17 protein-coding genes and 1 pseudogene are annotated in these 22,858 nt (G+C 42.3%); 13 read left to right on the forward strand and 5 right to left on the reverse strand.

The window, feature by feature from the left end:
* The first annotated feature begins 865 nt into the window (after positions 1-865).
* The 7 genes from ACJJH9_RS11905 to ACJJH9_RS11935 all read left to right on the forward strand — a co-directional run bounded on the left by ACJJH9_RS11905 (position 866) and on the right by ACJJH9_RS11935 (position 9,091).
* Complete coding sequence (locus ACJJH9_RS11905; RefSeq protein WP_444922886.1) at positions 866-2,179, forward strand: acetyl-CoA hydrolase/transferase family protein; 1,314 nt, start codon at positions 866-868, stop codon at positions 2,177-2,179.
* Between the two features lie 8 nt (positions 2,180-2,187).
* On the forward strand, positions 2,188-3,036 hold the full coding sequence (locus tag ACJJH9_RS11910) for an HpcH/HpaI aldolase/citrate lyase family protein (RefSeq protein ID WP_444922887.1): 849 nt from the start codon (positions 2,188-2,190) through the stop codon (positions 3,034-3,036).
* A 22-nt stretch (positions 3,037-3,058) separates the two neighbouring features.
* A complete protein-coding gene (locus ACJJH9_RS11915; RefSeq protein ID WP_444922888.1) occupies positions 3,059-3,589 on the forward strand; it encodes a MaoC/PaaZ C-terminal domain-containing protein in 531 nt (176 codons plus the stop codon).
* Between the two features lie 319 nt (positions 3,590-3,908).
* Entirely contained in the window at positions 3,909-5,339 is a 1,431-nt protein-coding gene (locus ACJJH9_RS11920) for an alpha/beta hydrolase family protein (RefSeq protein WP_444922889.1), read from the forward strand.
* Positions 5,340-5,794: 455 nt separating this feature from the next.
* Positions 5,795-7,222: an alpha/beta hydrolase family protein gene (locus ACJJH9_RS11925; RefSeq protein WP_444922890.1), complete on the forward strand. Its 1,428-nt coding sequence runs from the start codon at positions 5,795-5,797 to the stop codon at positions 7,220-7,222.
* 63 nt (positions 7,223-7,285) lie between these two features.
* Entirely contained in the window at positions 7,286-8,371 is a 1,086-nt protein-coding gene (locus tag ACJJH9_RS11930) for a sensor histidine kinase (RefSeq protein WP_444922891.1), read from the forward strand.
* Between the two features lie 3 nt (positions 8,372-8,374).
* Positions 8,375-9,091, forward strand: coding sequence for a LytR/AlgR family response regulator transcription factor (locus ACJJH9_RS11935; RefSeq protein WP_444922892.1), 717 nt, complete (start codon positions 8,375-8,377; stop codon positions 9,089-9,091).
* Between the two features lie 381 nt (positions 9,092-9,472).
* On the opposite strand, the gene ACJJH9_RS11940 is transcribed toward ACJJH9_RS11935, so the two are convergent.
* Positions 9,473-10,003: a hypothetical protein gene (locus ACJJH9_RS11940; RefSeq protein ID WP_444922893.1), complete on the reverse strand. Its 531-nt coding sequence runs from the start codon at positions 10,001-10,003 to the stop codon at positions 9,473-9,475.
* Positions 10,004-10,067: 64 nt separating this feature from the next.
* Positions 10,068-10,769, reverse strand: a complete 702-nt coding sequence (locus ACJJH9_RS11945) for a condensation domain-containing protein (RefSeq protein ID WP_444922894.1) — start codon at positions 10,767-10,769, stop codon at positions 10,068-10,070.
* Positions 10,770-11,299: 530 nt separating this feature from the next.
* Between ACJJH9_RS11945 and tkt the strand changes: the two genes are divergently transcribed.
* From tkt to ACJJH9_RS11970, 5 genes are all read left to right on the forward strand, one after another.
* Positions 11,300-13,300 (forward strand): transketolase, encoded by a 2,001-nt coding sequence (tkt, locus tag ACJJH9_RS11950; RefSeq protein ID WP_444922895.1) that lies wholly within the window; start codon positions 11,300-11,302, stop codon positions 13,298-13,300.
* Between the two features lie 384 nt (positions 13,301-13,684).
* Positions 13,685-14,194, forward strand: a complete 510-nt coding sequence (locus ACJJH9_RS11955) for an ester cyclase (RefSeq protein ID WP_444905195.1) — start codon at positions 13,685-13,687, stop codon at positions 14,192-14,194.
* Between the two features lie 1,156 nt (positions 14,195-15,350).
* The gene (locus tag ACJJH9_RS11960) at positions 15,351-15,950 is read left to right on the forward strand and encodes a DUF4360 domain-containing protein (RefSeq protein ID WP_444922896.1); all 600 of its coding nucleotides are present in this window, start codon (positions 15,351-15,353) and stop codon (positions 15,948-15,950) included.
* Positions 15,951-16,361: 411 nt separating this feature from the next.
* Positions 16,362-18,470, forward strand: coding sequence for a TonB-dependent receptor plug domain-containing protein (locus ACJJH9_RS11965; RefSeq protein ID WP_444922897.1), 2,109 nt, complete (start codon positions 16,362-16,364; stop codon positions 18,468-18,470).
* On the forward strand, positions 18,470-18,961 hold the full coding sequence (locus ACJJH9_RS11970; RefSeq protein ID WP_444922898.1) for a TlpA family protein disulfide reductase: 492 nt from the start codon (positions 18,470-18,472) through the stop codon (positions 18,959-18,961). Before ACJJH9_RS11965 ends, ACJJH9_RS11970 begins: the two co-directional genes overlap by 1 nt.
* Here the strand turns inward: ACJJH9_RS11970 and ACJJH9_RS11975 are convergent.
* The 3 genes and pseudogenes from ACJJH9_RS11975 to ACJJH9_RS11985 form a co-directional block, all read right to left on the reverse strand.
* Positions 18,939-19,270, reverse strand: a pseudogene (locus ACJJH9_RS11975) (transposase); the annotation flags it as partial. The gene ACJJH9_RS11970 and the pseudogene ACJJH9_RS11975 sit on opposite strands and share 23 nt — an antisense overlap.
* Before the next feature lie 172 nt (positions 19,271-19,442).
* Complete coding sequence (locus ACJJH9_RS11980) at positions 19,443-20,291, reverse strand: TolB-like translocation protein (RefSeq protein WP_444922899.1); 849 nt, start codon at positions 20,289-20,291, stop codon at positions 19,443-19,445.
* Positions 20,292-20,780: 489 nt separating this feature from the next.
* Positions 20,781-21,200: a DUF2267 domain-containing protein gene (locus ACJJH9_RS11985; protein ID WP_444922900.1), complete on the reverse strand. Its 420-nt coding sequence runs from the start codon at positions 21,198-21,200 to the stop codon at positions 20,781-20,783.
* A gap of 233 nt (positions 21,201-21,433) precedes the next feature.
* On the opposite strand from ACJJH9_RS11985, the gene ACJJH9_RS11990 reads away from it, so the two are divergent.
* Positions 21,434-22,831 carry an amidase family protein gene (locus ACJJH9_RS11990; protein WP_444922901.1) on the forward strand — a complete coding sequence of 466 codons (1,398 nt, stop codon included), beginning with the start codon at positions 21,434-21,436 and terminating at the stop codon, positions 22,829-22,831.
* Positions 22,832-22,858 lie beyond the last annotated feature (27 nt).

Here is a 22,858-nt window from a genome sequence, read left to right on the forward strand (position 1 = left end):
TATTTATTTCACGGAGAGAGTCAACTCTCTAGCGAGAAATAAAATAATATTAGAAACTTTTTCATAAATTGAAATCAGTTATTCTTATGATCGAATAGAATGATAAGAACAGTAGGTGTGAGTAGAATTAAGTCAGAATTAACAGACACACAGTGAAATTTCTTGAGCCATGTCTTCCCCCAACTAAAACGTGACAAAGGTAGTCCCAACCTCATTGATAACTCTGTTTATTTTGAAAATCTCTTGTGGATTTTGCACTCAGGGGCAAGATAGAAAACAAAGAAATGACGCCTGTTCGTACAACAAAGCTCCGGATTGGGAATCCGCTACGATACAGCCTGCCCGCCATAAAATTGGCCTGTTTTGCCCTCACCGCAGGAATAGAAGGGTACCGTTGAAACAACATGGCAGAAAGTTTAGAAGGTATGTGCGACACAGTAAGGTTGGGCGAACTTTAACATGACAAAGAAACTACCGCCGCTTGGTCGTCAGGTAGAATCGCTATGCATCTACTTAAAGAGCATTTTTCTATATTGCCTGCAAATCAATTAATTTAATGAAGCTTTGAAACAGTTGCTAGAAAAATAGTCGCGAAACAACCCCAATATATCACTTGATCGATCTTAGCCCTCTAAATGTCACCTATAATGCCCTGGAACAATGGCATAGATGCGTAGCAAGGCAAGGTAAACCTGCAGAATATTCATCTTCCCCAACAGGTCAAAAGTATAATTTAAACCTTACGAAATCTATTTTATTAAAAATATTTCAAACCCTACACATAAAAGTCAAGGCTCACGGAAGACAAGAAATCCACCAAAAACACGGCAAAAACCCACCTAAGGCACCGAAAATTTAGCCCACTATGAATCACGAAGATCAATACCAAAGAAAGCTAACCACAGCCGATAATGCCGTAGCCTCTATACCCAGCGAGAGTATCATCTCCATGGGTATGCGCGTAGCAACCCCGCCAGCTTTACTTAAAGCTTTAGAAAACCGGATTCGGGCAGGCGACATAAAAAAACTCATGGTTTATTACATGCGTTGTGGCGGTGTCGCGATGAAGACAATCTTTCAGGAGGACTTGCTAGACCGCGTCAGGCCCTTCTCATCCATGCTTACCAAAGACGAGGTCAAGCTTGCAAAGAAAGGCTTCGCCAAAGGGAAGAAGTATATCAATTATGTTCCCATTTCTTTTAGTCGATACCCGGAAATTATAAAAAGGCAAGTGAATCTAGATGCTTTCCTCGTAACTGTATCCCCAATGGATAAATATGGATATTTCAATTTTGGTACTAGTGGAGATTATGCGATTGAGTTATCCAGACATGCAGACCAACTCATCGTTGAAGTCAACAAAAACATGCCGAAAACTTCTGGGGGCACATTACTTCACATTAGTGAAGTAAATGCAATTATAGAAAACGACACCCCATTAATTGAAGAGCCGCAAAGAGAAACCTCTGAACTGGATAAGAAAATTAGCGATTATATTGCACCGCTAATACCTGATGGCGCTACAATTCAAATGGGGATTGGAGGTGTTCCCAATGCCGTGTGCGAGCAGTTGGTAAACAAGAAGAATCTAGGGATACATACAGAGGTCATCACCTCCGGAATGATAGACCTAATCAAATCTGGTGCGGTTAATAATTCACGCAAAAAACTAAACACCCACCTCAATGTGTTCACCTTTGCCATAGGGGATAGGACACTCTATGACTTTATTGATAACAACCCTTCAATGGCCTGCCTACCAGTCTCCTACGTGAATGAACCACAAACTATTGCTCAAATTGACAACATGATCTCAGTCAATTCCTTTATTGAGATCGATTTTAATGGACAGGTAAATGCAGAATTTATCGATCATCAATTCTCTGGGGTGGGTGGACAATTGGATTTTATCAGAGGCGTATATTACTCAAGAAATGGTAAAACCATATTGGCGAGTAGTTCTACGGCACAGGGAGGGAAAATTTCCCGGGTTGTACCGCGCCTAAATACAATCACAACAGACTCTAGACTGGATGTTGACTATGTCGTAACTGAGTACGGTTGCTGCCAGCTTATGGGTAAGTCGACCACAGAACGTACACATGCCCTAATTAACATTGCACACCCAGACTTTAGAGACAACCTGATAAAGCGGGCGAAAGAACACAACTTTATCTAACCAACCTTATGATCAACCTACACATTCATCCTGCACTGCTTTTTACGCCAGGTAATAAGCCCAATCTTTTTCAGAAAGCAGCAGAGGTAGAAGCCAGCGCAATTATTATCGATCTCGAAGACAGTGTACCCTGTAGTGATAAGCAATTAGCCAGAGACAATGCTATTCACTACTGCACCATGAGCCAAAGCGACAATACAGCCAATATTATTCGAATCAACCACCTAACGAGCAATGAAGGACTAAAAGACATACTTGCCATTACTACAACCAAGTTACAAATCGACGCTGTACTTTACCCAAAGACAGAGTCTCCTAATGACATCCAACAACTTGATAAACTCCTCGCTCAAACTTATACGGACATAGCCATTATTGCTTTAATCGAAACTGCCAATGGAACAATGAATATCGACAATATCGCTAAGGACAGTCCCCAAAAACTGCAGGCCTTAATGTTTGGTGCCGCAGACTATGCCAGCGACCTCAACTGTGACAACTCAATAAACGTTCTAAGCTCTGCACGTAGTAAAATCGTGGAAGCTTCAGCAGCAAACAATCTGGCCTGCTTTGACTCCCCCTATTTTGATTTCAATAATGAAGATGGACTAAATAAAGAACTAAATATCGTTAAGGGGATGGGATTCAATGGCAAGGCCGCCATTCACCCCAAACAAATTTCTGCTATCAAGTCCTCTTTCAAGCCTACTCAAGAACAATACGAAAAAGCAGAGAAAATAGTAGAAATCTATAACAATTCAAAGGGTAAAGCATGTCAATACCAAGGGGAGATGATTGATGTACCGGTTTACTCCAAAGCAAAGCAAGTTATCTCTATATTCAATAAACTTAGCTAAAACTTAAAGGGAAGTGGTGGTCATGCAATTCCAGCCATATAAAAAAATTAACGATAATCGCTACCGGGAAGACTTTGGATTTTACTTCGAAGACTTCACAGAAGGTATGATCATTGAACATCGTCCAGGTAGGACATTAACTCGAACAGACAATACCTGGATGACACTATTAACAATGAATACGGCACAGTTACACTTTGACGCCCACTATGCACAAAAAACCGAGTGGCAGTTACCCTTAGTGGATAGTACTTTAACCCTGGCGATTATAACTGGAATGACAGTAAACACTATCAGCAAGAAGGTAGTAGCCAATTTAGAGTGGGATAAGGTACAGCTACTGAAACCTGTTTTTGAGGGAGACACCATCTACGCAGAGAGTGAGATCCTATCTAAACGAGAATCGCATTCCCGCCCCACTCAAGGAATAGTGACGGTTGCGACTCGTGGCTTCAAGCAAGATGGCGAACTATTTATGCGCTTTATGAGAACAGTATTAGTGTATAAGAAAGGACACTCACCAAACTATAACATTGACGAAGCCTCAGAATAACTCCGAGATTCCCCTGACTTTTAGAGCGATTGACAGTAAGAGTGGTCCTTTTGAGCTACTTATGCTGTATGCTCAACTGCTAAAACTGACCGTCTACACAGAACCATCTTTCGCCTAGCGAACAAAAACAAGCTGAAAGGACATTACCCAAAGTAACTGGCACGATAGAACCTGTTTACTTTTGCGCAGGACCTAGCCATTCATCATCTTTCTTTACCGCTCATCCATTATATAAAACCTCCCCTACTAAATTAACTGCACAAAGTTAATCAACATCTAGAATGCCAGCCATTCAACTAACCCTATGGAATAATTACTGATGAAAACGATCAAAACGAAATTTAGAGTTACCAAGTGGCGATTAAAGTCATTAATCCTAGCCACTTTATTGACTTCCAACGCTATGGCCACTGACATTGAAGGCGACTGGAGATCGATGCTTAAAACAAATGATGAGAAGATCATACCAATAGTGGTGCAACTAGAGGAGAATAGCGGTGAATGGACTGGCGTATTAAATAGCCCATCTTTGGAGGAAATGAAATTAGGCATTACTGGTCTGGATGTTATAGATAATAGAATTGCTTTCGAGGTAGAAGCCCTAGATATCAAATACGAGGGAAGTTACATTAATCAGGTAGACCTAATCGCTGGTGCAAACATTAAGAAAGGTGCATCATCTCTTACATTTTTTAGCAGGATAAATGACCATATTGATGGTTCTAGCAATCATTCACAAACACAAAAAAAACCTATTCCATATATTATTGAAGATGTCAATTTTAAAAATAAAGAGACAAGTAATCTAATTTCGGGGACTTTAACCAGGCCAGCATCCAGAATTAAAGCAACGGCTGTACTTATCAGTGGTAGTGGTCCCCAAGATAGAGATGAATCTCTTTTTGGACATAAACCTTTTGCCGTAATAGCTGACCACCTAACCCGGCAAGGATATGCAGTATTACGCTACGATGACCGAGGCGTTGGTGGATCTAGTGGCAGCTATCAAACAGCAACTACAAAAGACTTCGCAAGTGACACCAGTGCAGCTGTTGACTATTTAAACAGCCGTAACGACCTACCCCAGGGTAAAACTGGTTTAATTGGCCACAGTGAAGGCGGTATGATAGCTCCTATGGTTGCCAGTAGGCGTGATGATATTGCATTTGCCATTTTACTTGCTGGGCCTGCAGTTAAAATACCAAATTTGCTTGTTGATCAGTGGTACCGTGGTCGTAAATTTAATGGATTATCTGAAGAAATATTAAACAAATTGAAAGAGTTAGATAAGGAAATCCTAGAAAAAATTGGTAATCTTGAATTAAATGAACCACTTAATGATACGATTCAGGATCTTATTTATTCCAGCATCAGGCTTGAGGGGGTGCCCGAAGAGGACATAAACACTCAATTTGAAGAGGTAAAGAAAGAGTACTCTACATTGATATTTCGTGATTTCATAAGGTTCAATCCAGAATTCTATTTAGAACAAACAAAAGCTCCGCTATTGGCTCTTAATGGTTCTCTAGACTTTCAAGTTGATGCAAAAATGAATTTAGGTAATATACAATCAGTATTAAATAGAGTCAAACATAAAGATTTTACGGTCATTGAACTTGATAGAATGAATCATCTTTTTCAAGTAGCAAATAGTGGTTCATTTAATGAGTATGCAGAACTAGAAGAAGGCTTTTCGCCAAAGGCATTACTTGTAATTACTAAATGGTTAAACGAACGATTCAAAATCTAGATTTGTCTAGAATTTTATGGCTCCTATCTTGGAGCCATTTTATTACATTCAAGCGAAATGCAATTTAATTAAAAATAAAATCGAGTGGGTATACTTAGATTATATCTAACGATTCAAATCTATTGGCAAAACCTTATAGATATTGATAATAAACGCTCCATACTGGAGCTGATAATTAGTAAACCCTCAAAGATCTATCGGCCGACTAATTTCCTTTTAGAGAAATCGATCACAGCAAAACTAGAATACTTTGCACCCTGGTCTCAAGTCTGTGGTCAACCACTTTATGAGCAAGATATCTGTTTGAATTTCCTATTCAGAGTAATCCTAGACCGCTCATCGCCCCTCCCTACCATTCATCCCCTCAGGAAGCCACTCCTACTAAATTTATAACACCGGGCTAATCGACAAGTAGAATATCAACCATTCAACAAGTAGGTACAGGAAGAGTACAAATGCAGCCTATTAAAACACTTTTTGCAAAAGCCAAGTGGCACTTGAAAACAGTAATCTTCACAACTGGCTTAATATCAACCAATGTAATGGCTTCAGGTTTAGAGGGTGATTGGAGGTCCGTAGCCCAGATTAATGGTGAAAAGAATATACCTGTAGTCATTCACCTGGAAGAAGATAACGGTATGTGGAAAGGCTCCTTAGATAGCCCTTCCCTTGGGGCTAAGGGAGTAGAAATATCTATGCTGGAAATTCGGGACAGCAGTATCACTTTCGAAGTAGAAGACTTACAGATTAACTACAAAGGCACTTACAGTGCAGCAGTTGATCTTGTGTTTGGGTCTATCAGCCAGGAAGTGACATCGCCTCTGAACTTTAGCCGGGCATCTGAAGATACAAAGAACAGGACTAAAAAGCGCTCCCAAACACCAAAGGGCCCATTTCCGTATGCTATAGAGGAAGTAAGCTTTAAGAATGCTGCGACAGGCAATATCATTTCGGGAACACTGACCAAACCAAAGTCTAATATCAAAGCAACTGCTGTTCTGATCAGTGGTTCTGGGCCTCAAGACCGGGATGAAACCCTGTTTGGCCATAAGCCATTTGCGGTAATCGCCGATCACTTGACACGGCAAGGATATGCAGTATTTCGCTATGACGACCGCGGTATTGGCGGCTCAAGTGGTGATTTTCAAGCAGCAACCAGCAAGGATTTCGCCAGTGACGCTAACGCAGCTGTAGATTATTTAAACAGCCGTAAAGATCTCCCAAAGGGTAAAGTTGGATTAATTGGACACAGCGAAGGCGGTATGATAGCTCCCATGGTTGCCAGTAGTCGAAATGATATTGGATTTACCATCTTACTCGCTGGACCAGGAGTTAAAATACCTAAGCTACTGGTTGATCAGTGGCACCGAAATCGTAAGTTCAATAACTTACCTGAACAAAATATGCAAAGACTTAGCCAGTTGGATAAGGAGATTTTTGAAAGAATTGCTCAACTCGGAATGAATGAAAGTCTTAATGATGAGATTCATGAGCTGCTTTATGAAAGCGTGAAGCTCGAAGGTGCTCAGGAAGAGGAGTTGGATGCTCAGGTTGAACAACTAAAGAAGCAGTATACTACTCCTTGGTTCCGTTATTTTGTTAAGTTCAATCCTGAACCTTATTTGAAACAAACAAAGTCACCACTTCTGGCTCTTAATGGCTCACTTGACTACCAGGTTGATGCAAAAATGAACCTAAGTAATATACAATCAATATTGAGCAGCGCTGGACATAAAGACTTTAAAACTATCGAGCTGAATAAAATGAACCACCTTTTTCAAATAGCCAATAAGGGCTCATTTTCAGAGTATGCCGAACTAGAGGAGAGCTTTTCACCTATTGCTCTCGAAGTAATGTCCTCGTGGCTGAATGAACGTTTTTAACCACAACAAAAAAAGCAACTTCGGCTCCTAGTTTAGGAGCCATTTTATTATGATGTATACTCTATGAAGTTTCTGAAGTCTCCAGCCCCCTCTAAAACATTCTTAGCCTACCACTTTGGTGGCTGGATGCTGTTCTCACTCTTCAATACATTCACAATGGGGCTTTTGACCCAGGATAACCTCGATAAGATTGCCATAAGCATAGCAACTTTAGCTTTAACTATCGGTTTCTCCACTCTTATTATTCGGGAAATCATATATCGTTTTAATCTTTTTGAGAAAAATTGGTATCAACAATGGGCATATTTGCTCGTCGCATCTATCATTCTTGGATTTGTCTGTGCCTGCTTTGCAGTTAGCATTGTATATACTTACTATAGTTTTGTAGGATACGCGGTCCCCCCCTCTTTCTGGATGGCCACCTTTGACAACTGGCTTGTTCTCACTCTCCTTATGCTAACTTGGACACTGATTTACCTTACCGCGGTAAATCAAGATCGATTGAGCAAAGCTGAGCAAGACTCAACACAACTCAAGCTACAACTTAACGAAGTTAAAATGAGCGCATTAATGGGACAACTAAACCCTCATTTTCTTTTTAACGGATTAAATAATATTCGTGCTCTAATCCTTGAAGATTCTAGCAAGTCAAGAGAGATGCTAACTAACCTTTCTGACCTTCTGCGTTATACGTTAATGGCCCATAAGCATAAAACTGTACCATTAAGAGATGAATTGGAAATCGTTTGTCAGTATATCGAACTTTTGAAAATACAATATGAAGATCGGTTGTCTTTCATATTAGAAGTTAACGAGGATTTAACGGGAGAGCGGATACCTCCACTCCTAATCCAGCTGCTTGCCGAGAATGCCGTTCGCCATGGAATAGAAAAATGTAAACAAGGCGGTGAACTAGTGGTTAAAATCACCAAAGAAGACAGTCATATGGTAATCACTGTGATAAATCCAGGTACTCTCATCAGAGAGTCAACCAAAGAGAGTGGTAATACCGGCCTGGGGTTAATCAATATACAAAAAAGGTTAACCATACAATATGGAGACAAGACATATTTTGGAATTGAACAGCAGGGCTCCCAGGTAGTTGCTCAGTGCCATATTCCCTCCTCTCCCTTACAATTAGTGGTATAAGAAGTGAAAGCCATTATCGTTGAAGATTCTCGACTCGCACGCAATGAATTAAGAGAGTTACTCAAACCTTATAAGAATATAAACTTAATAGCAGAAGCAAAAAACTGTGAAGAAGCTATTCTCCTTATATCAGAGGAAAAGCCTGATTTAGTATTCTTGGATATCAATCTTCCTGATGGCAATGGCTTTGACATACTTGAAAAACTGGATTTCACACCTCAGGTTATTTTTACAACAGCTTATGACGAATACGCCATACAAGCTTTTAAAGTAAATGCACTGGATTATCTACTTAAACCCATAAACCCTGAAAAACTAAAGAAAGCTCTCGATAAGACGTCAAGTGAAACACCCACCGAGCATACAAATAGCTCAACAAGCTATTTAGACTCCAACAATAAAATATTTATCAAGGATGGGGAGCGTTGCTGGTTAATCGAAATTGGAAAAATTCGATACTTTGAAAACTGCGGCAACCATGCTCAAGTATTTTTCGATGACAGCAAGCCTTTTATCTATAAATCTCTAACCAAAATAGAACAACGATTAAACCCAGAAGTATTCTTCCGTGTAAATCGACAACAAATTATCAATCTAAACTTTATTAAGAATATAGAACCGTGGGTTAATAGTGGATTAATAATAACCATGACCGATGGGAAAGAAATAGAGGTTGCCAGACGGCCAGCCACTCGGCTACGTGAAATGTTAAGCCTCTGAGAATCAGGCCTAAAAAATAGCAGTGGAGTAAAGTATCAGTTAGATTAGTTCAGACTTGGCAGGATCATTTCCTATTTAAATAAAGTGTACGGTCAAGCCAAGTCTTAACTACTATAGATTCACTCATATTAAAATTAAAGGCTCGAATTCTGCGACTTAGCTATATCTCAGATTTTCTGATATATACCCCATCAACGAATCATACTATTAACCATTTAATCAATCAGACCTGTAGGGCTAAATCATAAAATTATTGTGTTCAATAGATTGCATTGCAATATGACTGATACTTATACTTCGGAAAATATTTCAGTTAATCAACTGACCAACAGTTTGCAAGACGCAATATTAAACTAACATTTAACATTTAACATTTAACATTTAACATTTAACATTAGAGATCAATCTGTTAATGATACCCATATATTCATCAATATACGCAGAGATACTATCTTCGCTAATCAAAGGCTCACAATAACCGAATACAAAAGCCGAGTTGCGATAAGTCGTATAATTTATAATCATTAATGGGTTAATTGCAGTTTTCAAACTAATCATCCCTTTTCGAATTTCAAAATATCGCATTTCATTTGCAAGAAGTCGCATATTCCCTACATTTGAAACAAGAATACCAGCCGGAAAGCATTCTTTCGGCGCAGTGATCTCAGCAGCCATGCGGGTGACCTCCTCTATGCTATAGTCAGATCTTAAGCTTTTTGTCATTGGTTTTTGTTTGAGGAGCACTAAATTAATCTCATTGTTCAAAAGCTTGGCTACCTCGAAAATATCGGAGCTTGTTGCGTTTGGTGGTAATTTTAGGCTGGCAGTTTCTGAAAATGAACCAACATGATCACTCGGGATAATAGGGTTGCACAATAGTCGAGCATCCATCGTGAAAATAACTTCTGGCAAATTTCTACACGCCGGCATAACCCGAGCAGCAACTGATGCAACAGCACAATAAAGCGCCGTTAGCTTAATCTGATTTTTTTTTAGCTAAACTAGCTAGTCTTTCAATTTTTTTTGGTGATACTAAATAGGACTTAGCACAAGCTCTTCTATCTGCGACTGACGCTTTCTTCTCAACCGCCCAACGGCTTCCCCCTTCTATTTGATGCTCAAATTTCTTCTCACCACAATATCCAGAAGCCTCTAGTTGACTAGCAATACTATTTAGCAAAGGGAGTGATTTAACTTCATGCCTTGGCTTTTCATGAAGGCATAGGAACTTGTCAAGATCAGAGAATAGCGTCATGAGGGATCTGCCATCAAGTATGGCATGTATATTTATAAAACAAATCCAATCAACAAGGCCTTGTTTATTTGTATATACCCTTAATCTATATACATGCTCCTCTGTTTCAATGAAGGTCTCAGCAAGTTCCCTAAACTCTTTCTCCAAATCAAGCTGATCAAAAATTGAAGTTACTTCTATTGGCACATCAACAAAATCAACATCACAAACCCACCTTAATCGCTCTCCCCTTTTTACACGCGCCCTCAAAAATGGATGACGCTTATGCAAGTAAGTCAACCCCTCTCGCAAGGACTCCATTTGCAAGGGCTCACAGACTTTTATAAAAGAAACAAATTGCAGGCCACCACGAGATAACCTATTCATTTCAATAAATAATGCTTCTTGGGGCCCAAGCTCTCTCGAAAATGGTTCTGGACTCATTGAAAATACCTTGTATTCATAACATCCCCTCTAACCTTTATGATGGAGACATGTAAATCAACAACTATTGATCTTTAGCTAACCTTATTTATTCCAAGAGCATCAACAGATCAATGAATGAAACATAGTATGTAATTAGACTTTTCTTACTCTTTGACATGCACACTAATTTTTCCCCAAGAAATTTAGTAATGATCCCGGCGGTAGAGATATTTCAAGATATGTAATCCACAACAGATCTTTAACATACAGTCTTTATTTCTTTTTATCATGATTATTACAATTCTTTAGATTGTAAATTTCTTAAAAAAACAGGCTATTTTTGTAAAGACGCAAATAACTCCTTATCATCATTAATGCCGCCAAATACAGGTCAACATCTTTTGCAAAGGTCAACAAATTGCTCATTGTTTATGTCATATAAAATTAAACTGTAAAATTATTATATTACTAGTTTGTCACTTATTAAGTTGGGGATCTCCTTTTGTAAAGGTGATGCTTCGGCTTTCAAAGCACCAGAGTACATTTACATGGTCTCCTCTCCTTATAGAAGAAGCATGGCCAATGCGATTCGTGCTTTATCCATGGATGCAGTCCAAAAAGCCAATAGCGGGCACCCTGGTACACCTATGGGTATGGCAGACGTTGCGGAGGTCTTATGGAACGATTACCTAAAGCACAACCCAGCTAACCCGAATTGGCCTAACCGTGACCGCTTTGTCCTCTCTAATGGACACGGTTCCATATTGTTGTATGCCCTGTTGCACCTTTGCGGCTACGACTTATCAATCGAAGAACTGATGAATTTCTGCCAATTGCACTCCAAGACCCCGGACCACCCGGAATATGGTTGCACACCTGGTGTTGAGGCCACCACAGGCCCCCTAGGCCAGGGGGTTGCTAATGCCGTAGGTATGGCCCTGGCGGAAAAAGTACTGGCGGCTCAATTTAACCGCCCAGGCTATAAGTTGATCAATCACCACACCTATGTATTTATGGGGGATGGATGCCTGATGGAAGGCATATCCCATGAAGTATGCTCTCTGGCTAGTACTTTAGGCTTGGGCAAGTTGATCGCATTCTATGACGACAACGGCATTTCTGACGATGGGCAGATTGAAGGTTGGTTTACTGACGATACACCCAAGCGTTTCGAGTCCTACCATTGGCACGTCATCCCTAATGTTGACGGCCATGACGCAATTGCGATTAAAGCAGCAATTGAAAAAGCCCATGCATGTTCTGATAAGCCCACCATTATTTGCTGTAAAACCGTGATCGGCTTCGGCTCCCCAAATAAGCAAGGCCGAAAGGAATGCCATGGTCAACCACTCGGGGAGGAGGAAATAGCTCTCGTTCGCAAAACGATTGGTTGGGACCACCCTCCTTTTAAGATCCCTGAAGATATCTATGCATATTGGGATCAAAGGTCTAAAGGTAAAGCATTAGAGAAGGAGTGGAAGAGTCTCTTCGCTAAATATCGTGAGGAGTATCCTGAGATAGCACTCGAGTTTGTGCGTCGTGAGAGTGGAAAACTTCCACCAGATTTCCTGGTAAAAGCCGATAGCTACATTAAGCAATGTCAAAAAGATGCATTAAGAATCCCCTCTCGTAAAGCGAGCCAGAATACACTGAATGTTTACGGGCCTCTGTTGCCCGAACTCCTAGGTGGTTCAGCCGATTTAGCCGGCCCTTGTTTTAGCCTATGGTCCGGCTCTAAAAGGTTGAATAAGAAAGATGCTTCAGGCAACTATATACACTACGGAGTTCGTGAATTTGGTATGAGCGCCATAATGAATGGCATTGCTCTGCACGGAGGTTTTATACCTTATGGTGCTACCTTTTTGGTTTTTATGGAGTATGCTCGAAATGCCGTGCGTATGGCGGCATTAATGAAGCAACAAGTTATATTCGTCTATACCCATGACTCCATCGGAATAGGTGAAAACGGTCCAACTCATCAGCCGGTGGAGCAACTCAGCGCCTTGCGTTCTACACCGAATCTACACACTTGGCGCCCCTGTGACACTACGGAATCAGCGGTAAGCTGGAAGATGGCTATTACACGCAAAGAGGGGCCCACTGCACTAGTATTCAGTCGTCAGGATTTAGCTCCGCAGGAACGAAATACCACGCAGATAGCACAAATTGAAAAAGGTGGTTATGTACTGTACGACTGCGAAGGCGCTCCTGAGGCAATCATTATTGCGACCGGCTCTGAAGTCGAGCAGGCCATAGCTGCTAAAAGAAAGCTCACCAGCAAGAGAATTCGGGTTGTGTCCATGCCTTGCATAGAAACCTTTTTGGAACAGGAAGAACCGTACCGTGAATCAGTTCTCCCCAGTACTCTCCGCATCCGGGTGGTGGAAGAGGCTAGTCATAAAGACTATTGGCACAAGTTCGTAGGCTTTGACGGTGAAATCATCGGAATGGATAACTTTGGCAAATCTGCACCCGGCCAGGAAGTCATGCAGTACTTCGAGTTTACAGCTGAGAAAATTATTGAAAGTGTCGAGAGGCTACTGAAGTAATTTGGTATGGAAGTACACCCTTTCTAAAGAAAATACGGTGCCGAGCATTAAAAGGGCAAATATTTCATAGAGTCATTTGCCATCAATAGCTCTGCATTTCAAAGTTATTTTTCATAACTAAAAAAGTTCAATCATTTTGTTTTAGTCACATCAATATCTATTCAGATTATTCCATCCTCCTTTTGGCACTCGCGCAATTTTTCTTGTTTGTGTTCGTGAAATTTTTATAACCTAACTACCCTACAATGAAGTGAAAGTTGCCAAATTACCTGCTCACGCTACAAATCCCCAAGTTTGCCCCCATACTCTAAAGCTATTTAGGACCTATCATTTTCACACCTAACCAGCCTATCAGGTAAAAAACTTTACATTGGGAGAATTTAGATGTCCAAGCACCCTTACTCTTTGGCACTAACTGTAACTTTCTTGCTGTTAGGTATTGCCTGCAATGCGATTGCCCAATCAAATAACCTTGAAGAAAATAAAAAAATTGCCATGCAGGCAGCCGACCTATGGCACAGTGGGTCAAAGGTCAATCCTGATTCAATTTTGGCGCCTAATTATATCAACAACCTAGACTCGGCCACAAATTTAAGTACCGGTTCACAAAAACGTAATTTAAAGGAATTCAAAGCCGAAGTCGCCAAATTTCATACGGCCTTTAAAAATGTAAAACTGATTGATTCAATGCAAGTCGCCGAGGGAGATCTTGTCGCAACCCATGTAAAAGTTAGCGCCAATCATACAGGATCATTTATGGGGGAAACTCCAACAAATAAAACCATCACCTGGGATGCCGTAGAGTTTGTTAAAATCAAGGATGGAAAAATACTAGAAACCTGGGTGACCTGGGACAAATATGGTTTCTTAAAACAGATTGGAGTATTGAAATAGCTATTACAAACCCCAATAAGATAAAGCCCCTCAAGTCCCGCTAACAAAATCTGGAGATTTACCAATTGGCTTTCACTTGAATAGATTTAGCTTTCAAGTTCAGCCAAATAACTTGCACAGCAGCCATCGCCGTCTAAATTTAAGTTCAAACTTAGACGGCAAATATTTCAAAATAATTACAACCACTCAATAACAGTCGCCCTGAGTTGTTTCATCTTGAGACTTCCAATGAAAACACCTGTTTTAGTTTTTGCTTCCTTTTACCATATATAGTGACTGGGATAAGATCCCTAAGCGATGGAACCGTGATCCAAGCAAAGAAGCCGAGAAGATCGCGAATAGAGGAAGAAAAATTCTGTCTGAAGCTTCAAAGAAAGAAAACCCTGAACCACCAGATTCGGAGGAGTAGCAGTCTTTGCAGAGTTCTTTCTTAGAACTACCATATTTAACTCTAAAATAATTTGGTTGCTTAACTCCCCCTTTAATCAAAGGGGGATTTTACACCCACAAGATCAGTAACTTACTACTGAAATTTCATTGCGAAAGGGGTATCTGAATGATACCTCAGGTCGAAGCTACAAGGTTCAGTGCTGAATTTAATTATTTTAATTTGATCGGCATTACCCCACCAGACAAAAGTAATTTATTTATCACCTACAAACTATCCAGTATCTAGCTTCTCATCTAATCACGATTAAAACCCTAAAAAATATCACTATCAAAAGGCCCTCACCATAAATCAACTCTCTCACAACAATTCCCACCACACAAAATTGGCCATTAAATCATCAATTAAAAAACATTAATGAACCCCCGATAGAAACACCATCCATATAAATATTACAACGCACTCACTGACACATCTTTTTCGCCCCCTATAATTAACCACGCACAACCTCAGACAACAACATCTCTACCCCTTCCGCACTAATAAATTATCATTGAATCCATTCGTGACCCGGCTCACAAACATATTCAAACCTAAACCACCACCAATGATTACGCCTGCAACCAATTGACATTGCAAATATGAATTTTGCAGTATGAGCCAACTAATTAATTAGGAGACGTCAACGACAGAACGATTAACCGGAATTTAACACAGAGAATTTATAAAAATTAACCGCTCACACTTTTCAAGGAATGGAGAGTTTCAATGCTTAATAAAATTCTAGCACTCACACTTTGTTCAATTCTTTCTATCCCCACTTTGGCAAAAACTTTACTAATTGATGGTCAACAAATTGAAATTGGAGAAGTCGCTGTTAATGGTACAGGCTGCCCTGTAGGGTCAGTAACGGCTACGGCAACAGATGATAATAAAAATATCGCTATACTTTTCAGTAAATATAGCGCCGTTACAAATTCTTCAAATCCAATTGCTAGCTCTGATTGTAACTTGGCAATACCTTTAAGTGTAGAACCTGGATTTTCAGTAGGCATATTAGATATTGACTGGCGGGGTACAGTATTTTCTGCCGATGGATCACTTATCAATTTCCATAGAGAATACTTTTTTTCTGGCAGTCAAGGCCCGAGTCATGACAATAACTGGAATAGCTCTGGCTTTGAGAACTTTATCCTGAATGATCGCCCACCATTTGCCTACTATTCCGGGTGCGATGGGGAGGCCCTTATTGCGAGAGCAGATACGGTTGCAACAGTAATCGGCGCCGACAGCCTATTTTCTCTGCGTTCTGCCGATGTTGGAGCACAGTTGCTTTTAAATATCCAAATTATTCCTTGTGATGAGTAATTAGAGCAATTGTATTCACTCCCCCCTTAATTAGGTGGGGAGTATTTATTAAAATAAAATTCTTGATTTACATGGCAATATCAATATCTATCGTTATTTATCAATTAATTATTCAGACTTATTAAGTTATTTGCTGAAGCAAAGTTAAATATAGACAGACTATAACTATCTACTTCTTGCTTTCAATAATTGAGCAGCCAACCCAGTCAGCAGATCAAAAATCATACTAATGGCTTTATCTGATATTTCGACCATTTTTCAATCATTCAACAACGAGCTGCCTGAACGGCACTAGTCGTAGCCCCTACCCCTCCAATCTTCAAGACGCAAAAAACTACCACCTTTGCTCACTTGTACCGCTAATGCGAATCATTATCATATGAGATAAGTTCACTTCTGGGGAATCAACCCATGTTTCGCAAAAGCTTGATTGCCATCGCCCTCTCCTCCGCAATCCCTACCTCCTTTGCCAGCGACACTCCTTCAGATCAAGCCGCCGTAATGGAGGAGACCCTAGTGATAGGTGTGCGCCAGCGACTATATGAGCGCGGCGCCCTCTTGGACGCCATACAGAAGACTGAAGTCGTAGACGAGAGCCTGATCAAGTCCCAGCAAGCGGTAAACCTGACGGATGCCATTGAGAAATCCCCCGGTGTAAGGGTTTCCAATGAATGTTCTATGTGCGGGGTTAAACGAGTAATGCTGAATGGTATGCGTGGGGAGCATTCCACCATCCTCACCGACGGCGTTCCCTTACACACGATGATGGCTGGCTACTACGCGGTAGATGCACTGGCCACCACCGGCATCTCACGTATCGAAGTGGCCCGCGGTGCTGGCGCATCACTGCTGGCACCCGAAGCAATCGGCGGAACCATCAATGTGATTTCCAAGGAGATAGAAGAAACTGGCGTCAATATAAATGCCTCCATGGAGGACAACGACAGTTATTTTCTTGGCTTGATGGCAGGCTATCTGAGCGATGATGAACGTACCCGCACATCGCTGGTCATCCAGGATGACAAACATCACCAGATGGACAACGATGATAACGGCGTCAGCGAAGCGCCGTTACAGGAAAATACCAGTTACGTGGTGCGTCTCTCGCAAGACCTGGGTGAAAGGGACAACCTGATCCTGCGCACGGCCTACATCGACTCCAATATTTTTGGCGGCCCCCAGGGAGACAGCATTGGTTCGGTCTTGCACGGATACGATGGTGTGGAGTCTGACCACTTATTTGTCGACGACGATGTGCGACAGCAATATATCGGTAAACCCTGGGAAACCACCGAATGGATAGCCACCACCCGCAGTGAAATTTCCGGCAGCTGGCTACACGAATTTAACCAGTCCTATAACACTTTGCTGACAGTTGCCCGGTCTGAGCATAAACAGGACTCCTTTTACGAGGGGTTCGACTACAGCGCTACCGACACGCTCAATTACTTCGACCTGCGAAACAACCTGATCCTGAACGACCAGCATATGCTGACGTTTGGTGTCGACCTTCGCGATGAATCCATGCGCTCCGACTCTACTGCAGGGGCCGAAAGCGACAACTACATCGAAGATAGTTTCGACTACCAAACTACCGGTGTTTACCTGCAGGATACCTGGACAGTCTCACCTGACCTTGAGGTGGCACTAGCCATACGCCTGGATAATGCCAAAGCCGATTTCATCGCCGAGCAAAAACCCGGTACCGAGATCGATGAAACAGTGGTGGCCCCGCGTATAGACTTGCGCTACCAGCACGACGATCAATGGACCTCCCGCGTAGCGATGGGGCGAGGCTACCGAGCCCCCCTATCCTTTTTCGAAACGGATCACGGCATCCTGGATGCCGGAGATGGCTTTGCCATCGACATTGAAAGTCTGGAGAAGTCTCTATCTGCAACTTATGCGCTGAGCTTCGAAGGGGAGCGCCTTAACAGTACCCTGTCATTGGCATTTACCGAAGTAGATAACCTCGCGGCATTAAGTGAAACCGAGGACGGGGTACCGCTGCTTAGCCAAATGCAGGAAAGTGCCTCTGTAGGCGCTGCCGACATTACTCTCAGTTATGCGCTGAACGACAATCTATCTATTGGCGGCACTCTAGAGACCTACGATTACGACGATGTTTTCCGGGAATCCTTTGCCATTGCCCCAGTGGAGCAACGTGCGCTATTCAATCTGGATTACAAAGCCGATTACTGGATGCTATACGCTAGCGCCACCTGGGTAGGCGCCCGCGACCTGGATGAATTTGGCTATGAGGGCTTTAACCAATTGGGCGACGTCTCGTTAAAGAGTACAAACGCAGACGCCTATTGGACACTGGATATGAAATTGACCTTTGATATGAGTGAAAACCTCAGTCTGTACCTGGGCGGCAACAATCTCACGGATTACACCCAAGTCGAGGAAGGGGAAACCCCTCTGTTCTGGGATGCCAGTGGTGCCTATGACGTAGCCTATATCTATGGTCCCCTGCGCGGCCGTGAATTCTACCTGGGCTTCGACTGGAACCTGTAATGCGAACCTGGCTCGTACTCTTCACAATTCTGTTCGCGCCGACTGGCGCGACTGAAGTTCCCACTTCCCTATTCGATTTTAAATTGCGCAGCCTTGCCGGGCCTGAGCGTATCAACTTGCAGCATTTCAAAGACAAGCCAAGCCTGATGGTACTGGTAGAACCCGACTGCCCCTGGTGCTTTCGTCAGGTTCGAGCACTCAACCGGCTTACACAGAAGTGTTCACAACAGTTCCAACCACTTGCCCTCGGTATCAACGGGTCGCGCAAAGCACTACTGGCTGAGTATCGAAAATTGCGGCCGGAATTTCCCATGTTCCAGGCGAATCGAAAACTCCAAGAAGTACTGGGTGAAACTCCCGGCACCCCCTTCAGTTTTCTAATAGCACCCAATGGTAAGCCGCTGCGCTGGCTCAGGGGATATATTCCTGATGAGCAATTGCAGCCCATTCTGGAACAAAGTTTTGGTTTTACCTGTAGTAATACTTCTTGATTTCAATTAATAACTGCAATTCCTCATGCTGTAGTAGATCATCTTGCTGTCCCTTAAATAACTCACTCGGTGACCTGTTACCCCGGCTCTCTCTAGGTTTACTACTCAGACGATCCATTACAAATTGAACTTGCTCACCTGTTACTTTATTTAAGTCGGCATCCTTTGGGAAATACTGTCGAATGGGGCCGTTAGTGTTTTCGTTAATCCTTCCCAGAATGAAAATAAGTGGGCAAAATAAATATCGACCTCTAAATCTTCTGCAATCCTTTCATAACCAGAGAATTCAAGACCATTGTCGAATGGTAATTATTTAGCCTCGTCCGCACTAAGAACGTCAATTAAGTTTGCAGCCAAATTAAAATCAATCTTCATTTGACTTAGGTAGTTAAAAAGCCAGATACTTTACCTCTACTAAGAGATAACTCTCGCAGAAGATTTATTATCTTTGAGCGTCACTCTAGATTTAATACTATAGAATTTATTTGGGCCTTAGAGTCTCTATATACTGCGCATCTACCCACATTATTTCAAAATTCGGGGGGGTACAACGACGACAGTAGAAAAGATATTTTCCATCTGGTGTTACATATCCCCCACCATCTTCCCCCTCTGTATTGATTTTATCACCAAAGTTAATAGCTTCACCCCATGAGCCATCCTGCTGGCGAAAGCTGATATACATGTCGCTATCACCATATCCGCCCTCTCTTTCACTATCCCAAATGATGTAAGACTCATCAGGGGCAATAAAGGGGTGAGCAGTCCACTTGCCCGTGTTTATCTGTTGGCTAAAAGGCTTTGGCGTTTCACGCTTACCATCTAACAGTCGTGAATAGCGAAGAATACCATCGCCGTTTTGACCTACCTCATCAAATACAAAGGTTCCTTTCGCAGAAGCAGTAAGGCGCATAATACGAATGTCTTCAAATTGTGAGCCAAGACTTTTAAGCTCTGACCAACCATTAGCGGTACGCTCTCTATATTGATTTCTAGCATACATCGTTTGACCATCCGGTGAGATGGAACCGCCCCAGGCCACTTTAGACTCATGCCATCGATTGTCCTCAAGCTTGAATACAACTTTCGAGGATTTGCCACTTTGGTGATATCTTCTTGTAACGTAGTACTCTTTCATATCGGGCGTGAAGTAACCGCCCCAGTCACGATACTCTTTCGAAGGCTTAGGGGCGAACAATTGTGGAGTCAGCCCAGGTGGCTTCTGTCCAAGGTAAGGGCCTTCAAGCACTACAGGGGTATCCTTGCTATAGCTGGTACCACTTAGAGTTAGCAGGGAAAGTAAAATGACTGAAGTAGAACGATGCCTCATGACTTATCCTTATTTGATCAGGGGGTAACTGGCAATCACTGTAATCAACTTGGCTATATATCGCCTGACGTCCTTGTGAATTTTGCCTGATTCTTATTCTGATTGCGGCAATCAGCTCACTGCATGTATAAAATATATACAAATACCACCCTCTTAGGCAGGCTTTCAGTCATGGGCGATGGTAAGCTCAAGAAGCAATAACAATACGGATCAACCTCCATAGACTCCTCAACTGTTTCCAATCCACCATTCTCCCTGTTTCAGGATTTCTATACTTTTTACTTTGTGGCCACCCTCTACTTCAGCGATTTCTTCCTCGTGAAATTTACTCTACTCTTTTGTGTCCTTCTGGCAATTGCATCGCCTTATCCAATAGTCATACAGTAGTCATATCCTCTGAATGCAATAAAAATCCATACATCTCACCAAACCGTAAAGCGGACTCAATGTGTATGGACTTTCCCACCCTCCTTATGAGCATCTACCCGCTTAGGGTCGCCAAAATTCAAAGGCCCCATCCGGAAGCTTTAAAAGCAACTCATCAAATACCTCTTCATTCACATGTTTCCGTACAGCTTTAGCAACATCTTTAATTGCTGTAACTGTTGAAAAATTGTGCTCTCCTCGTAATAACCGCACCTCCCTGGTCATTTCCTCAACACTATCAAAGTCTTTCTTTTCTTCGTTAACATCCCAGTCGGCCACAAACAAAGATCTCAGGCAAACGGGTAAGACATTAGAAAACGCAATAGCATCGGATGTAGAAATTCGACGGCGGAACACATGAAAAACGCCCTGTGTCATTGTATAGGTAACATGCGTGCTCCAAAGCCCAGCTATATCTCGAGCATCAACTAAATATTCAAAAAATTTTTCAGATGCTTTCTCATATTCCAATGGCACAGTCATAATTAGTTTTACTAATCCTGGTTAATATTAATTACGATTAACACCTTATATCAAACACTACGGACGTAGCGTGATTGATGTATTCTATACTTATAACGATCTGATGTTTTTTCCTAACGGTTAATCATGTATGGCAACCAAACACGCTGTCTATCATAATTCATAACCTTAAGTGTGCAAGATTATGACTGACATGTACTAAGATTGATTCAATTTTTCATACAAACCAAATCATGACAACGTCCCTACGCCAGCTCTCTGAAATGGTCCGCACAAGAAAGATCACAGCGACATCCCTAATTGAAGATGCCTGCGATAATGCGGTGGCCCACTCAGATCTGGATGCTTTTATCTGCCTGGATAGGCAAGGCGCATTACAGAAAGCACAGCGCATTGATAACGAGCTGAAAGAAAGCTGCAATAACTGGCCTCTTGCTGGCATCCCTATCGTTGTCAAAGACAATATCAATGTGAGAGGTTTTCAAACGACTGCGGGCACACCTGGTATGAACTTCCAGGCCAAGACTTCTGCCCCAATAATTGAGAGTCTAGAGAAGGCCGGAGCTATCGTCATTGGCAAAACCAATTTGCACGAACTCGCCTTCGGCGTAACCTCGAATAACGCCGCCTATGGTGCAGTCAGGAATCCTTGGGATAAATCCTGCTTTCCAGGTGGTTCATCCGGGGGAACAGCAGTAGCCATTGCCGCCGGGATCGTATCTGCAGGCCTGGGCACAGATACCGCCGGTTCAATCAGGCTGCCAGCAGCCCTCACAGGAATTGTGGGCTTTCGACCATCCACTGGCTGCCTAAGCACCAAGGGAATAGTGCCCTCTGTACCAGCGTTTGATACCCCAGGCCCCATGGCCGCCAATGTAGAGGATACCGCTTATCTGTTTGAGATATTAACCGGGTCTGCCCTACCCCAGGCAAAGCCACTCAATCAGCTGCGCCTTGGGCTTGCCCACCCGCTATTTGATAATCTCTCATCAGGTGTATACCAAGCTTTTAAAGCTGCGTTACATTCCCTTAGCTCCGCGGGAACCACCCTAATAGAAATCGATTTATCCTCGTTAGTGAGCGCAGTCCTTGATGTTGGGTTTCCTATCGGATTTCATCAAATGAAAACCGCTATGACCCAATTTCTGGCGAGCTACCAGCCTAATATCCAACTGGCTGAGTTGGTTGCAATGATCAAAAGTAATGATGTAAAGGCTGTCTACCAGGAGTCAGTACTAGGCCCCAAGGCACCATCAAATGCCGACTATCAAACCGCTTTAAAGAAGATGCCTGGAGTACGCGACAACTACCTAAAAATCATCCAGCAGCACCAACTAGATGCGATTATATTCCCTACAGCACCCATCGAAGCTCAATCTATTAGTACTTCATCAAACCAACTTGAACTAAACGGAAAAATACTTCCAACTCTGGAAACACTCATACACAACAATGCCACAGCAGCAGTCACCGGTGCTCCCGGAATAAGTATTCCTATTGGGCGAGGCAATAATGGCTTACCGGTAGGTCTGGAACTGGATGGAGTGCCCGGCGCCGACTCAACACTTCTCGCCATAGCAAAGGAAATTGAGCTTCAGATACCACCACTGGTGTCGAATGGTCTGAAGTGAAACTTCAGACCCCATTAGAGATGCCTC

The organism is Microbulbifer mixtoriginis (SeqCode) (genome assembly GCF_052466715.1).